The sequence below is a fragment of the Paenibacillus sp. PvP094 genome, assembly GCF_040546835.1.
GTDB classification, from domain to species: Bacteria; Bacillota; Bacilli; order Paenibacillales; family Paenibacillaceae; genus Paenibacillus; species Paenibacillus illinoisensis.
The window spans coordinates 5,598,764-5,613,890 of sequence record NZ_JBEPOM010000001.1 but is presented as its reverse complement, the minus strand read 5'-3'; the positions used below and the strand labels follow the sequence as shown (position 1 = coordinate 5,613,890).

Genomic DNA, 15,127 nt, shown 5'->3' with positions numbered 1-15,127 from the left:
AGGAAGTTGGACTTAACGGATTTATTTCTGGAAATAATTCAATCACCAAAAGGGCGCCTGCATTGTCGCCCTTTTGGTGATGTTATTGAGGAATAAGCTTTAAGAAAGCTTTGCTATCGAAATCGTCAGCTTGTATTAGCCATTTACCATCTTTTTTTATAAGGGAAAGTCGCCCTTCCAATGGAACACGTTCCAGATTTCCGTTTTTCTGATCCAACACGAGATCCATCGTGTAGTCCAGATCGACATAATTTTCGAGCTCCTGATACACAGTGAACTTCATATTTTCGGGTTGAAGTGAGGCTTGTTGAATCTGTGCTGCCTTCAAAGCAAGCAATACGTAACTATAATTCACTGGTTTATCTGCATAACGTTCAGCATAGTAAGGCTCCATCGCAGCATACCGCTCCAGAACAACATCTTCAGGTAAGGGCGATTCCGGGACATCGCCGATAGTATATTCTTTTGTCTTAAAGACTTCCGCTGCAATGGTGGCTTCTTGTGTAGGTGTCATGATGGCAATTTCATTAGGTACGGATTGCTCGGTTTCGTTCGTTGCCTCGGTTTGAAGACACCCTGTCATCATTAAAATGATAGAAAACAACATGAACACAAAGAGCCAAGAATGTCGCTTCATCCATTAAAATCTCCTTTCGACTAGAATGACTATCCATCTTATACGTTTCAGACGGGAATGAGTCTCCTAATTTTTGTTAAAGGAGTAATTGTTGGACGGTTAGACCATTTCTAATGTCAGTCTTAATACTTAGTTGGGTCCAGTGCTCGTTCGATTGGCTTTGACATATTTTAGCTGGGCGACAATGATGACACTAATGATTACGAGCAGGAACCAGGAGCTGATTTTGCTGAAACTAACCAATTGCCAGGCATCGTGCTGGTCAGGGTACTTCCAGCCATTAAAGAATGTAGCAATATTCTCGGCAGCCCAAATGAAGAAGCCTACAATGACAAAAGCGAGCGATAAAGGCATCCGATATGTCTTGGTCCGTACCCGGTAGATGATCCATGTTTTCCAAAATACGATAAAGACCAGAGCCGTGAGCCACCAACGAAAATCAGGAATGAAATGGTGGGTGAAGAAGTTGAGATAGATGGCTCCTCCGAGCAGAAAGGAGGGTGCAAAACCAGGCCATCCTGTCATGTCCATGCTTAATCTGCGCCAGATCTGACACATAAAGCTTGCCACACTCGCATACATGAAGCCGCTGTACAGCGGAACTCCAAATATTTTGGTGAAACCAGGCTCTGGATATGACCATGAACCCATGCTTACTTTGTACAGTTCAAGTACCAGGCCAATCATATGAAACACACATATGACTTTAATTTCATCCCAGGTCTCCAACCCACTCCGGTACATGAGATATTGGACACCAAGCAAGATCAGTAGAATGGCATCATAGCGATGAAAGAATGGAACCTCGATCACGCTGGTGATGGCTAGGGTTCCGAAGATGGCCACAGGGAAAATGCAGCTCATCGCCTGATGATAGCCGAAATGCAACAATTGAATAAAAGCTTTCAAATCGGGAGATCTCCTTCCGGGCCTATTCCTAAAATTCATATTTGCCTTCTATAAGTACATATGTAGAGCTACCGTTAATCATACAGAGACGAAACCGAAGAAAAAAGAGAAATTAAATGATGAATCTCTTCTTGTTTTCGTTTAGGCATATACAATATACGTGTCAAATGACCTAAACTAGTTTAAATCTATATACAAAAGTTTCTTCATGAGAGAAAATTAGGATTTGGTGTTACATGCGTTGAACGTAAGTGAGAAAATCATTAATCAAATCCTGAAGAGTTATAAGGACATTGATGTGGAGACGTTGGAAAGTAAGAAATTTGAATTTAATGAGGGTCGCTATTCAATCGACGTTAAGAACGGGACACCACGAACGCTGATTGTGACCATGAATGACAAGGGCAGTTACGATAAGGAAAGCTGGTCCGGGCAATCTTGTTGTCAGGATTGTTATTTTTCGGACAAAACATATGGCAATAATCTCCTGTATTAGACGGGCCGCCCCGTATGCTACAATTCTCAAATGTGCCAATTATTGCATTCATATTCTGGTAAATAATATCTCTAGAAACGGCAGATGATCATTTGATTAAAAAAAATTCTAAGTTGGTCTGGATATTCGTAGTCCTTATTTTAATCCTTATTGGATTCTACAACTATCAACTCAATACGGCGAGAGAAGAATCGGAAAATTTGAAGAAACTTTACCAAGCTAAAAATAATAGTGGTTTTCTGACACTTTTGAGACAAGGACATTCGGTTATTCCCTTGGCCGAAACACTTGAGAAAATCAGCAAAGTAACCGATCAGGAAGATCCTGCTAAAGTGCAGAAGCTTATCGAACGGGCCAAGAGCCAAGCGGACGAAGCTACACAATTTCTGATTACGCTTGTAGAGTTTAGTGATAATTATGTGAACGATACTGCCCCTCAGTTTATGGTGAATCAAACAGTGATGACTTCCAAGGAGCAGGAGGATTTGTTTATCCTCGCAATGCAAGCGGATGTATTCAGGATCATGTACGAAGTCAGTTACAGTTATTGGAAAGATAAACCAAAGCAAATCCCGCAGAAAACAAAAAATATGCTCGCTTCCATAGCCAAAGAGCTACGAGCTATGGATGACACCCTTCTACAGTTCAAGGAAATGGCCGCACACGAGATGGTATGGGGACAGTTTGCGACCACGGAGCAATTGAAGATTTTAACTATGAGAACAATGAAGCCTCATTTTGAGGAATTGATCAAAATCATGACAGAGTTCAGAGAATAAACAAGGACATGTTATTGAAGGATATATGATGTCCAATAAGCAACAAGAAGCAAAGATAGCTACGAAATAAGTCGCCGATATGGCGGCTTTTTTTCGATTACGTCGACAGTTTCGTATTTTTTCCATAATAGATGTGACGTATGAATTTATATCCTTTATAGTAGAAAATAAAAGCAAGATCCGAGGAGTCCTTATATGAACAAACAAGCAGTACCGTTAAATTCGTTGACCAGTGTCACGGATGGAGGCCATATCATTTATTTGTTCGAGGATTTCGATCGTTATGTTGATAATGCGGTATCCTATATTCTAACGGGTATAGATCAAGGTCATCACATTTTATTGATAGAAGAAGCAGACACATATCATGATATTTATAACAAGCTCAACGATGTTATTTCCGGTGACCAGCTTCAGTATCTTCATTATGCTAACAACGTGGATTATTACGGATCACGGGGAGATTTTAGTTTTGAGCATATTCTCACTCATTTTCACCAAGTAATGGGGATGGTACAAGAGAATAACATGTCCATTCGTACGTGGGCCAATGTAATGACGTGGGGGGAGCATAGCGAGGACAAGATCCAGGGGAATTTGGTCAATTATGAGCGACAGACTTGCGGCGTAGTCCGTGAATACGGGATGGTATCTGTATGCGCATATAACGCATCCGCCATTTCTTCGTCCTTGCAGCTTAAGATGATGAGAGAGCATGAGTATATGATGACTGACGTGGAATTTGTGAAATCACCCTTATATAGCCATCTGCCTTCGGACGAGGTTGTATTCCCTTCACTTTCAGTACAGAGAAGATTGCTTAACGAACAGAAGCATCTCTTAATCGAGAAGGAAGCCATGGAAATGGCCAACCAGGTGAAGAGCGAGTTTATTACCACCATGAATCATGAGATTCGGACCCCGATGAATGGCGTGATGGGAATCACGGATCTGTTGGCTGCAACCGATCTTACCGGTAAGCAGAAGGAATATGTGGCCACACTGCAAAGAAGCGGGAAGTCTCTGCTGCGTATCGTCAATGATATTCTGGATTACAGCAAATTGGATTCAAATCATGAACAGCTTCTGAAGGAAGCCTTTAGCATCAGGGAAGCCGTAACGGATACGCTGGATATTCTTAGGGTTGGAATTCTGAATAAGAACCTGCAAGTTAACGTTTCCATTGATCCGGATATTCCAGAGATTCTGATTGGGGATGATGGAAGATTCAGACAGGTGATTCTTAATTTGCTGGGAAACGCAGTGAAATTCACGGATGAAGGTGACATTTCCTTGGAGGCCAGACTGCTCTCCATAGATGCTGGTAGGATCCGGCTTCAATGTACGGTCAGGGATACAGGGATCGGAATTCCTCAGGATAAACGGAGTCATTTGTTTATTCCATTTCACCGAGTTGATAACAGTGTTACTCGCCGGACGGAAGGTACAGGTCTCGGATTAGCGATATGTCATCGGATTGTACAGTTAATGAATGGTGAAATTGATATTGAAGCGGAAGATCCGACTGTGCGCGGGACCGCAATTACATTCACTGCGGAATTCGGTACGTATACAGCATAAGGAATGCAATAAACCTATTCACTTAGAGGCTCATTTAGAAGGGAATATTAGTGCTCACCGATGTAAAGTAAGTGGTCAGGTGATTTCGAATTGTTAATTCTCTATGGACATATGGTAAAATGGATGAAGTATTTATCTTTCAGACCACATAAGGAGATCACTATGCAACTTATACAACCTCAAGATGTCCAAGCCCGGCTCAATAGTTTCATTGATCAGGATCTATACTTACACCTCGAAATGACGACAGGTGCGTACGCCAATCACTACGATAGTACACGTCACCCTGCTTCGGCTTTCATTTCCAATGCGGCCATTCGATACACACAGGGATCAATTTCAGGTACGAACCCATACCGGGTAGGCTTAAAAACGACGACGGGTTGGGTTTATGCGGAAGGCCTTACCCATATTGATGAAAATGAAAAGGATCGACTGATTTTGGCTGGTCATGACAGCCAGGGAAAATTGGTTGTGGCCTTTCAACTTAGTCGGGAGAGTTTCTGATGGAAGCGGAGGATCGAAACAGCATGAACAATAAATCATACGAAAATGAACGCATTTTGGTGATATATCCCCATCCTGACGACGAGGCTTTTTCCGTTGCCGGAACGCTTGCAAAATATATTGATGGCGGTGCGTACGTTACGTATGCCTGCCTGACTTTAGGCGAAATGGGGCGCAATATGGGCATTCCGCCATTTGCGAACAGGGTCACTCTGCCTGCGATCCGCAAGGTGGAGCTCGAAGAGTCGGCTAAGGCAATTGGTATTCATGATTTGAGAATGCTTGGTTTTCACGACAAGATGATCGAATTCGAGGATGCACATCTGCTCGATAGCCGCATCATGGATTTGATAGAGGAACTCAAACCAACCATCGTATTTACCTTTTATCCAGGTTATAGCGTGCATCCCGACCATGATGCTACGGGTGCTGCAGTCATACGGACGATTTCCCGGCTGCCGGCAGAAGAGAGACCCATCGTATATTGTGTTGCCTTCTCCAAAAACCATGAGCAAGCCATCGGAAAGCCAGATGTACATGTCGATGTAAGGGGATATCTGGAGCAAAAAATGGGAGCCATTCAGGCTCACCGTTCGCAATTTCAGGCAGCAGAGCTGGTCGGTAACCGGAAATTGGATGATGAAGAAATCCAGCGCAGGTTCGGCAGAGAAGCATTCTGGACGTATCGCTTCGAGTAAAATAGCTTACCCAACTAACGGAAGAATAGCGGGCCGCCTTCAAGGCGGCTTTTTCGTTTTTAAACGAGAAAGACGTATGGCTCAGAAACATTAGATTGACAAAGGTTCAAATTAAGGATATTCTTCTTAAATAATATTAATAGGCTATGCTAGTATTTCAGGGAGGGCTTAACCTGATGTCAACTCATCAAGAGAAAGATCCCATTGGATTGCTATTATCCAGAACTTATTTTGTCCACAAAAAAAGAGTTACCCATCTACTGCAGGATTACGGCATAACACCTGAACAATATGGGATGCTCGAACAACTGTATCAGAACGAAGGCATTACACAGAAGAAGTTATCCGAACTCCACGGTAAAGATCAAACGAGTGTCGGCAAGACATTGGAGCGGTTGGAACATAAGGATCTTATTATTCGAAGCACCGATCCTGTTGATCGGCGAGCCATCCTGCTGCGGCTTTCCGAGGAAGGGAAAGAGCTTTATTTACAGGTAGTTCCTCTGATGAATGATATGGATCAGTCATTGAGGGAGTTAATTACCCCGGAAGGGGCAGAACAACTTGCCGTACTGCTCAACAAAATTTATGAAGGAATCTCCAGCTGATTCGTCAGCTGACTTTTTTTGCGAAAATACATGCATAGCCTATTATATGTTAGCCTATTAATTTGAAATTGGAGCCATATCCAAGAAGGAGAGAAATACATGTCTGTTTTTTCAGTATTAAAAGATTTTATGAGAATTCTACAAACCAAGATCGGATTGGTCTTTGCTTTGGTCGTTCCATTGATATTCACCATTGTCTGGTTGACGGGATACAACGGAGCAACGGAACGAGTGGACCAACTTAAAATAGGTATTATTAACTCGGACGGAGCGAATGGACAGAGAATAGAAAAGATCATTCAGGAAACAGTCCCTTTCAAAACAGAAAACTATTCATCACTTGAGGAAGCTGAGCAAGTCATGAATGATGGGGATATTGGTATGATCGTAAGCATTCCTGCCCAATTCGCTGCGAACCTGGACAAAGGGGAAGGGCAATTAACGTATTATGTCAATCAGGCAGCTTCGGAAGTTTCCAGATCCATATTGGAAGGTTCAGCTGAAGGGATATCTACCAGCGTAGGTGCTCAGCTATCAGGAATCGTTCAAAAAGAAGTGGTCACGACAAATGTGGTCAAGTCTAACAACATCACCAATTTTGCACTCAGCATGCTGCCCATGATCCTTGGGTTTATCACATATATCGCAGTGATGACCATGAATATTCAATTGAATCTTTCAACGATGATCCTTAGCCATAAGTACGACCGATGGAAAATTTTCTGGGCCAGACAGCTTCTGTTATTGATGGTGTGTATCGTAGCGCCTCTCATTATAACGACTGTAGCCATGTTGTTTGTCACACCTGTCGCTTCCTTCTGGGAAATGTGGGGATTCCATATTCTCGTATACATCGCCTGCGTATGCCTGACTCAAATGTCATTTGTATTATTTGGTGGATTGGGCGCACTGTTCAACGTAGCCTTGATTCCTTTCCAGCTCATGACAGCAGGCAACATTATCGCAACCGAAATGCTCACACCATTCTATCGTCATATCGGGGATTTCCTGCCTGCATCCAACGCTGTCCGGGGATACGTCCGACTTATCTATAGCGGAGCACCAGTGACTTCAATCGTGATTAATCTTATTTTGATTGCGCTGGTTACATGGGGAATAAGCTGTGCACGTGTGGCTTTGCATAGAGCACCAGCACCTGGCGTTGCAACTACTAACGCTCATTAAACATGACAAGCAATATATACGAACAAAAATAAGAATATGTTTGCATGATAAGTCGCCTAGCAGGCGGCTTTTTTTGCTAGAATGACAGGTATCATTTCAAAGGTTTTTCACTGTATTCAGTTCAAATGGCATACTCCATCTAATTCTTGGGTACGATTGACAATTAACGTTTACATATGTAACATTTAAATAGTAACAAACAAAAATATAATAACTAACGGAGGGATTTTCCTTGGCTAAAGTAAATGTAGGCGAAGAGAATGCACAACCAATTGAACTATATTATGAAGATCATGGCGCGGGAAAACCCATCATCCTTATTCATGGATGGCCATTGAGCGGACGATCCTGGGAGAAGCAAGTACCTTCCCTGATCGAAGCAGGCTACCGTGTTATAACGTATGACCGTCGTGGCTTTGGTCAGTCTTCCCAACCTTGGGATGGTTATGACTATGATACCTTTGCTTCGGATTTACATAAATTGATTCTGCACCTTGATCTGCATGAGGTTACACTGGTTGGGTTCTCCATGGGAGGCGGCGAGGTAGCTCGCTATGTGGGAACTTACGGAACCGAACGTGTTTCCAAAGCCGTATTTGCGGGAGCAGTTCCTCCTTATCTCTATATAACTGAAGACAATCCTCAAGGTGGATTGGATGATGCAACGATTGCAGAATTCCAAAATGGCGTAAAAGGGGATCGTCTGGCATTCCTGGAAGGCTTCACAACTAACTTTTTCGCCGCAGGAGACCGTAAGGACCTTGTGAGCGAACCGTTCCGTATCTATAACCGGGACATTGCAGCTCTGGCTTCTCCTAAAGGGACATTGGATTGTATCGCTGCCTTTGCTCTTACCGATTTCCGTCAGGATCTGGAGAAATTCAGTATTCCGACACTGGTTATCCATGGTGATTCCGATGCCATCGTTCCGCTCGAAGTGAGCGGACAACGTACACATGAATCGATCCCTGGCAGCCGTCTGGTGGTTGTAGAAGGTGGGCCACACGGATTTAATGCGACTCACCCTGAACAATTTAATGCAGCATTGATTGATTTTTTACAGGGTTAAGCTTAACTGGACTGAAGATTTCAGTAAAAACAAGAAATGATAAAGAGCAGGACACCCCATAAGAAGGAAGGGGGTTCCTGCTCTTTTTCAATTTAAAGCGTTTTGATGGCATGATGTTGTTCGCGTGCGATTAGGGTCGCCTGAACCATGTTGCGCAAGGAAGCGACCGTCTCTTCACGTCCACGGGTTTTCAGGCCGCAATCGGGATTAATCCAGAACAGCTTGGGATCCAGCACACGCAGGGCGCGCTCAATCATGGTTGTCATTTCTTCCACGCTCGGGATACGAGGACTATGGATATCGTACACACCAAGCCCTATGCCGAGTTTGTACGTATTCAATTCAAAGCTGTGAATGAGCTCACCGTGACTTCGTGATGTTTCTATGGAGATGACATCAGCATCCATGGCTTCAATGGAATCGATCATGTCATGGAATTCACAGTAACACATATGGGTATGAATTTGCGTTGTTTCTTGTACCGTACATGTGGAGATGCGGAAAGCTTTGACCGCCCAGGCCAGATAATCAGCTTGCTCATTTTGCTTGAGTGGAAGGCCTTCACGAACAGCAGGTTCATCCACCAGGATCATGCCAATACCCGCCTGCTCAAGGGCTTCCACTTCCTGTCTGAGTGCATATGCCAGCTGATAAGCAATGTGCTCACGCGGAATATCATCCCGGACAAAGGACCAGTTCATAATGGTTATCGGTCCGGTCAGCATGCCTTTTACCGGTTGCTGGGTCTGTGACTGAGCGTACTTGGTTTCTTCAACCGTCATTGGCTGAACGAACGCAACGTCACCGAAAATGATCGGTGGTTTTACACAACGGGAACCATAGGATTGAACCCAGCCATACTGAGTGAAGGCAAATCCTGCGAGTTTCTCACCGAAGAATTCCACCATATCTGTACGCTCAAACTCTCCGTGAACGAGGACGTCCAGGCCGATCTCTTCCTGAATTTGAATCCAGGCATCAATTTGCTCGCGAATAAACTGGGCATATTGCTCGTTGCTCAACTCACTCTTGCGCCATAGCTGCCGGGTCTTGCGTACCTCTGCAGATTGAGGAAAACTGCCGATCGTAGTTGTCGGAAAAAGAGGCAGCTTCCATTTTTCCTGCTGTGCAATATGACGTTTAGCGAACGGGAGAGAGCGCACTGGCTCTTGTATACGCAATGCTGCAACAGCCTGCTGCACGTCAATGCGATTACGTTCCTGTGACTGCTTAAGAGGCAGCAGCGCCTCATCTGCTTTATCAATCGCCTCCAGAATGTCGGCATGTCTTGATGTGCATGCTTTTGTCAGAAGAGCAATTTCCTTCAGCTTCTCATCTGCAAAGGCGAGCGAGCTCTTGAGCGCAGGGTCGAGGTTCGACTCGCGTTCTGTTGTAACAGGCACATGCAGCAGACTGCAGGACGATTGCACAATTAAACGTTCAGGTGCGACCTGCTCAATCAGCACATCAAGTAGGGACAGTTTCTCTTGAAGTGAAGCCTTCCAAATCCCACGACCATCAATAATGCCTGCGCCCAAAATCTTGTCAGCCGGGAAGCCTTTAGTTTTAATGGATTGCAGATTGCCGGAGAGCCCTTGTACGAAATCCAGTCCAATTCCCTGTACCGGAAGGCTTATAATGTCGCTATAATTCTCCACAGATTCAAAGTAAGTCTGCAATAAAATGTTCAAGTGAGGGACTGCGGCTGCAAACGTCGTATAGATGTTTTGCAGAAGCTGTAAGTCATCCTTGCTTAATTCGGTAACCAGAACAGGTTCGTCAATCTGAACCCACTGTACACCTTCTTCTGCAAGTTCGCGAAGCACCTGCGTGTAGAGTGGAAGCAAACGTTCCAGCCAGGCTTCCGTCTCGGATTTGTCGTAACCTTTGGAGAGCTTCAGGAAGGTTAAGGGTCCTACGATCACCGGCTTGCCTTCAATCCCGAGCTTTTCTTTGGCTTCGCGGTAAGCGATAAGAGGTTTGTTTTCGGTAAGTGCGGGAGTTACGTCATTTAGCTCTGGGACGATGTAATGATAGTTGGTGTTGAACCATTTCGTCATTTCGCTGGCTGCAGCGTCCTTGGTGCCTCGTGCGATGCCATAATACACGGACAAAGGAACGGCCCCGCCATCATATGTAAATCGTTTGGGAACGATACCGAACATCACGGCAGTATCAAGAATGTGATCATAATAACTGAAGTCGTTGACTGGAATGAGATCAATTCCTTGATCATGCAGCTTGCGCAAATGATCTAACCGGATCTCCTGTAAACGGGTGTGAAACGTGGGTTCATCCAGTTTGCCTGACCAGAAGGCTTCCAGAGCTTTTTTCCATTCGCGATCAGCGCCAATTCGCGGGTAACCCAATACACTACTTTTAGTCATTTACATAACCCCTCTTCAAATGTGTTACAGAAAAGTTATCACAGTTGTGAAGTTATAACGTAATTCCATTAAATTATATCTAGCTATAGCCTGAGACTATATCAGAAGAGGGGGATTGGCGAAAAAAGAATTGGAAGTTTACTCCATATGGTATGATTACCTATACGTATACACAAACATTGACTCTGAAGAGAGTAAGTCATTGATCTGAACCATTGGAGGGGAAATGATGAATAAAGATCAAGAAACTCCCGAGATGATGAGAGAGCGACTACAACGAGAAGAGCAGCACGATCATGCTGCGGGTACGTTCAAGAATGGATTGGAGCGTGCGCAATTTGGTAATCTGGGAGAACTGGCAAGCAGTCTGGGATGGATCGGTACAGGCGTGGTTATCGTAGTGATTATAGCTGTTTTTGTATGGTTGAAATAATTGTCTTACTTATACAAAAGATCTATCGATGGAATGATTGACGCTGTGATCACCAGGTGTTATTTTATACACATCCGTAATACCAATAAAACCAATAGAGTAAAGGGGATTTGACATATGTCGTTGGTTGTACTAGCTGCTGCTGAGGACGTACGCAGCGAGGATTCAGTGCAGTTGATCCGGGAATTAAGCAGTGAGCTGGGCTTGTTATACGGCGGGGATGGAACCGCAGGCTTTCAACCATCGGACGTCGAAACGCCTCGTTCTGCCTTTATTGTAGCCAGATTGGATGGGCATCCGGTTGGGTGCGGAGCCATTAGGCCGCTGGATGATCAATCCGTTGAAGTTAAGCGTATGTACACCAGACCCGGTTATCGTCGAAAAGGCGTTGCTCAGGCCATACTTGCGGAAGCCGAGCGCCTTGCTGCGGAATTTGGTTATACCAATCTGAAGCTTCAGACAGGGCCACTTCAGCCAGAAGCTGCAGCGCTATATGAAAGGGTAGGGTATTACAGCATTCCGATTTTTAGTGGCGACTGGGACAGGGTTCTGGCTTTTCAGAAAGACCTGGTGCATCAGCGAGTGAATTGAAAAATATAAATAAAGCACCTTCAAGGCTTTTAGCTTGTCTTACGACAAGCAGAGGCCAAGAAAGTGCTTTATTTTGGTTTGAAAACTGCTAATAAATACAACAAACGAAGTGTAAATAACCTACGAGATTAGCCCAGGAATGAGGCAATAGACAGGTGAAATCCTATGCTAATTGTCTTACTGTTTTTCTTTAGCATTCAGTTCAGCAATGAGCTTGTCACCTTCAACATCCAGGTTAGGAAGCGAACGATCCAGCCATTTTGGCAGCCACCAGGCTTTATCTCCAAAGAGAGACATAACTGCTGGAACCAGCGCCATTCGAACAACGAATGCATCAATCAAAATACCCAGGGCCAAGGCGAATCCAATCTGCTTAATCATAATATCATGCGTGAAAATAAAGCCTGCAAATACGGATACCATGATAATGGCAGCTGCAACCACAACGCGGCTGGCCATCTGATAGCCATTCATAACGCTTTGGTTACCACGATTTCCGTGTACATAAGATTCTCTCATCGAAGAAACAAGGAAGACCTGATAATCCATAGCCAGACCGTAAAGAATTCCTGTTACTATGATTGGAATGAAACTGAGCAGAGGACCGCCCGTGTCAAAATCAAACAACGCCTTCGCCCAACCCCACTGGAATACGGCAGTGGTCAGACCGAATGTAGCCAGAATACTAAGCAGGAATCCAATCGTTGCCTTGATCGGAACCAGGATGGAGCGGAAGACCAGAAGCAGGATGACCAGAGACAGAATAACGATAATTCCGATATATACCGGGAAGACTTCAGCCAATTTGGCTGACATATCAATATTGACCGCAGTAAGTCCGGTAACGCCAAGCTTCATATCGTGATTGGTTGCAATGGTAGAGTCAGGAGAACGCAATTCTTCAACCAGCTGTTTGGTTGCCTCATCGGTTGGACCCGAATCTGGAATAAGACTTAGAATGGCCATTTTGCCATCTTCACTCACACCTGCTGGTGTGACGACAGAGACATGTTCAAATTGTTGCAGATCCTGGGCGATGGCGCCCAATGTTTGTAATGATACGGTTTGGGAAGCGTCCGTAGGTTCAGCAACAATGAGCAGGGGACCGTTGAATCCTTCACCAAAACCTTTTGTAATAGCATCGTAACTTTGCCGTGCAGTAGTATCCAGGTTAGCGGTAGCGCCAGAAGGCATCCCCAGTTCCATTTTGGCTACCGGGATTGCAGCCGTACCCAGAACGACAATAACAGCTACAATGACAAGCCAGCGGAATTTAACGACACCAGAGATCCAGCGATTTGCAAACCCGTTTGATTTTTTGTGTGCGTTGGCCTGATTTTTCTCTCTTGCTTTACGAGAACAGATGCGCTCACCCAGGAGACCGAGCAATGCCGGGAGAAGAGTAAGGGCAATCAGTACGCTGAACAGTACGGTAACCGAGGCGACGATAGCCATCATGCTCAGGAAGGTGATACCGATAACCAGCATTCCACAAAGTGCAATGATCACCGTTAATCCAGCAAAGAACACGGCACTTCCTGCTGTTCCAACAGCTCTGCTGGCCGCTTCGCGGGCATTCAGGTTCTGGTCGAAAATAAGTCTACGCTGACGATTGACGATGAATAATGCATAGTCAATACCAACGGCAAGCCCGATCATGAGAGCGAGTACGGGTGTAAAGGATGTCATACTGACAAAGTTGGAGACAGCAAATGCTCCACCAACACCAGCCGCAACCCCAAACAGGGCAATGACAATCGGCAAACCTGCGGCAACAACGGATCCAAGTGTCATGAATAACACAATTGCCGCAATGACCAATCCGTAGATTTCGTTGGTTCCAATCGGTATGCCCACTTCTTTCAGGGAATCACTTGGCAAAACCGAGATGTTTGTACCTTGTTCGGCTTCGCTTACTGCATTCACAACCGAATCCGTGACACCTTTAGGCAGGGAGTTTTGCTGCACTGTGAATTGGAACTGGAACAGCGCAACATCTCCAGCATTTGAGATCAACACGCCAGGTACTGGCATTCCTTCAATCATGAGTGGTCCATAAGGAGGCAGTTTGCTTGGATCCGCACTTTGCGCGCCTGCTCCAGCAGCACTCTGACTCGCCTGTTCCTGCATAGCTGAAGCATCCGCGCCACTTGCAGCAGCGAGCTCAGCAGGGTTAATGACATAATCCAGTTTGTAAACTTCACTTACTGCCTTACTGATGGCTGCCAAATTCTCAGGGGTATCCAAACGCTCGCCTTCAGGGATATTAAAGATTACGCTTCCCTGACCACCAGAGGCTTGAGGAAGCTCCTTTTCCAATTTGTCCAAGACGTTCTGGGATGCGGTTCCTTCAAGTTTGATGTCTGAAGACACGTGCACACCGTTTATGCCAAGCGCCGTTCCGACGATGCCGAGCACCAAAATCCAACCCATAATGAAATACCACGGTTTATCGTAGGCCGTTTTCCCCAGCCTGTAGAGTAATTTTGACATCGAAATGATTTCTCTCCTTCTATCTCTAATGTTCGCCTCTTCTAAAACCCATCTCGCAAATACGTAAACATAGAATCTATGTACTCATCGAATGAAATAGATTCCTCCTTATCTCCTGAAGGAAGCCCAGGAAGTTGTACGTGTACACTCCCATCCAGCATAGGGATAATTGCCGCACAAACAGCGCCAGCAAGAAAGTGATTATAACCCGCCGGGTAACGATCTCCGAATAACTCACTTAACATCAATTTAGCACCGTTTTGCAAGCGATTCAGCAGGGTGAGCGTATGAGGCATTAAGCTTGGATAGATCTTTGACAGTTCTAAAATCTGATAAATTCGACGAAGGACTTCTTCAGTCAACTGCATCTTAATGAACTGATACATCACCTCAAGCGGTGTTGTATCCTCAGGCAGCTGACTGATCATATCGAAGTATTCCTCCATCCTGTGAAAGTGCTCACCGGCCATGACGACGGCTTCTTCCTTACAGGAAAAATGATTGGCGAACGTTCTTCGCGAATATCCGGCACGCTGCACAACATCCTCAACCACAAATCCGTCCATTCCACGCTCTAATGCGAGTTGGAATGCAGCTTCAGATAGGGCACTTGCAGTCGCTTCCTTTTTAATGGCTCGCAAGCTTTGTTTCAAATGGTCTCACCTCCAGTTCCACATTGAATGTGTGAATGGTACTATCATATCAACTCATTGCCCATTGTGCAATTTTACCCAAAGGGTAATTTTGCGCAAAA

General features: G+C 44.8%; 15 protein-coding genes. 10 read left to right on the top strand and 5 right to left on the bottom strand.

Annotated elements, in window-relative coordinates; all coding sequences use genetic code 11:
• Positions 1-82 precede the first annotated feature (82 nt).
• Complete coding sequence (locus tag ABIC22_RS25485; RefSeq protein ID WP_354484746.1) at positions 83-637, bottom strand: hypothetical protein; 555 nt, start codon at positions 635-637, stop codon at positions 83-85.
• Between the two features lie 129 nt (positions 638-766).
• On the bottom strand, positions 767-1,546 hold the full coding sequence (locus ABIC22_RS25480; RefSeq protein ID WP_354484744.1) for a DUF817 domain-containing protein: 780 nt from the start codon (positions 1,544-1,546) through the stop codon (positions 767-769).
• Between the two features lie 241 nt (positions 1,547-1,787).
• Here ABIC22_RS25480 and ABIC22_RS25475 point away from each other — a divergent pair, with 241 nt between their 5' ends.
• From ABIC22_RS25475 to ABIC22_RS25440, 8 genes are all read left to right on the top strand, one after another.
• Positions 1,788-2,042 (top strand): hypothetical protein, encoded by a 255-nt coding sequence (locus tag ABIC22_RS25475; RefSeq protein ID WP_354484742.1) that lies wholly within the window; start codon positions 1,788-1,790, stop codon positions 2,040-2,042.
• 92 nt (positions 2,043-2,134) lie between these two features.
• Positions 2,135-2,821 (top strand): hypothetical protein, encoded by a 687-nt coding sequence (locus ABIC22_RS25470; protein ID WP_354484740.1) that lies wholly within the window; start codon positions 2,135-2,137, stop codon positions 2,819-2,821.
• Positions 2,822-3,016: 195 nt separating this feature from the next.
• The gene (locus tag ABIC22_RS25465) at positions 3,017-4,402 is read left to right on the top strand and encodes an ATP-binding protein (protein WP_354484738.1); all 1,386 of its coding nucleotides are present in this window, start codon (positions 3,017-3,019) and stop codon (positions 4,400-4,402) included.
• Positions 4,403-4,564: 162 nt separating this feature from the next.
• Positions 4,565-4,909 (top strand): YojF family protein, encoded by a 345-nt coding sequence (locus ABIC22_RS25460; protein ID WP_354484736.1) that lies wholly within the window; start codon positions 4,565-4,567, stop codon positions 4,907-4,909.
• Positions 4,910-4,932: 23 nt separating this feature from the next.
• Entirely contained in the window at positions 4,933-5,607 is a 675-nt protein-coding gene (gene bshB2 / locus ABIC22_RS25455; RefSeq protein ID WP_127535836.1) for a bacillithiol biosynthesis deacetylase BshB2, read from the top strand.
• A gap of 176 nt (positions 5,608-5,783) precedes the next feature.
• Positions 5,784-6,215: a MarR family winged helix-turn-helix transcriptional regulator gene (locus ABIC22_RS25450; RefSeq protein ID WP_181429953.1), complete on the top strand. Its 432-nt coding sequence runs from the start codon at positions 5,784-5,786 to the stop codon at positions 6,213-6,215.
• A 99-nt stretch (positions 6,216-6,314) separates the two neighbouring features.
• Positions 6,315-7,400: a YhgE/Pip domain-containing protein gene (locus ABIC22_RS25445; protein ID WP_127535834.1), complete on the top strand. Its 1,086-nt coding sequence runs from the start codon at positions 6,315-6,317 to the stop codon at positions 7,398-7,400.
• A 232-nt stretch (positions 7,401-7,632) separates the two neighbouring features.
• Positions 7,633-8,469: an alpha/beta fold hydrolase gene (locus ABIC22_RS25440; protein ID WP_127535833.1), complete on the top strand. Its 837-nt coding sequence runs from the start codon at positions 7,633-7,635 to the stop codon at positions 8,467-8,469.
• A 92-nt stretch (positions 8,470-8,561) separates the two neighbouring features.
• Here the strand turns inward: ABIC22_RS25440 and metE are convergent, their stop codons facing one another.
• Complete coding sequence (gene metE / locus ABIC22_RS25435) at positions 8,562-10,856, bottom strand: 5-methyltetrahydropteroyltriglutamate--homocysteine S-methyltransferase (protein ID WP_354484733.1); 2,295 nt, start codon at positions 10,854-10,856, stop codon at positions 8,562-8,564.
• Positions 10,857-11,085: 229 nt separating this feature from the next.
• On the opposite strand from metE, the gene ABIC22_RS25430 reads away from it, so the two are divergent.
• On the top strand, positions 11,086-11,289 hold the full coding sequence (locus ABIC22_RS25430) for a DUF6366 family protein (protein WP_127535831.1): 204 nt from the start codon (positions 11,086-11,088) through the stop codon (positions 11,287-11,289).
• A gap of 117 nt (positions 11,290-11,406) precedes the next feature.
• Complete coding sequence (locus ABIC22_RS25425) at positions 11,407-11,880, top strand: GNAT family N-acetyltransferase (protein WP_354484731.1); 474 nt, start codon at positions 11,407-11,409, stop codon at positions 11,878-11,880.
• 177 nt (positions 11,881-12,057) lie between these two features.
• Here the strand turns inward: ABIC22_RS25425 and ABIC22_RS25420 are convergent, their stop codons facing one another.
• Together ABIC22_RS25420 and ABIC22_RS25415 are read right to left on the bottom strand one after the other, a co-directional pair.
• Positions 12,058-14,373: an MMPL family transporter gene (locus ABIC22_RS25420; protein WP_354484729.1), complete on the bottom strand. Its 2,316-nt coding sequence runs from the start codon at positions 14,371-14,373 to the stop codon at positions 12,058-12,060.
• Between the two features lie 41 nt (positions 14,374-14,414).
• Positions 14,415-15,026 (bottom strand): TetR/AcrR family transcriptional regulator, encoded by a 612-nt coding sequence (locus ABIC22_RS25415; protein ID WP_354484727.1) that lies wholly within the window; start codon positions 15,024-15,026, stop codon positions 14,415-14,417.
• Positions 15,027-15,127: the final 101 nt, after the last annotated feature.

Bases quoted from the DNA above. Each gene is read 5' to 3' on its own strand.
- ABIC22_RS25485 (WP_354484746.1), bottom strand. From the start codon at position 637: ATGAAGCGACATTCTTGGCTCTTTGTGTTCATGTTGTTTTCTATCATT.
- ABIC22_RS25465 (WP_354484738.1), top strand. From the start codon at position 3,017: ATGAACAAACAAGCAGTACCGTTAAATTCGTTGACCAGTGTCACGGAT.
- ABIC22_RS25460 (WP_354484736.1), top strand. From the start codon at position 4,565: ATGCAACTTATACAACCTCAAGATGTCCAAGCCCGGCTCAATAGTTTC.
- bshB2 (WP_127535836.1), top strand. From the start codon at position 4,933: ATGAACAATAAATCATACGAAAATGAACGCATTTTGGTGATATATCCC.
- ABIC22_RS25450 (WP_181429953.1), top strand. From the start codon at position 5,784: ATGTCAACTCATCAAGAGAAAGATCCCATTGGATTGCTATTATCCAGA.
- ABIC22_RS25445 (WP_127535834.1), top strand. From the start codon at position 6,315: ATGTCTGTTTTTTCAGTATTAAAAGATTTTATGAGAATTCTACAAACC.
- metE (WP_354484733.1), bottom strand. From the start codon at position 10,856: ATGACTAAAAGTAGTGTATTGGGTTACCCGCGAATTGGCGCTGATCGC.
- ABIC22_RS25430 (WP_127535831.1), top strand. From the start codon at position 11,086: ATGAATAAAGATCAAGAAACTCCCGAGATGATGAGAGAGCGACTACAA.
- ABIC22_RS25425 (WP_354484731.1), top strand. From the start codon at position 11,407: ATGTCGTTGGTTGTACTAGCTGCTGCTGAGGACGTACGCAGCGAGGAT.
- ABIC22_RS25420 (WP_354484729.1), bottom strand. From the start codon at position 14,373: ATGTCAAAATTACTCTACAGGCTGGGGAAAACGGCCTACGATAAACCG.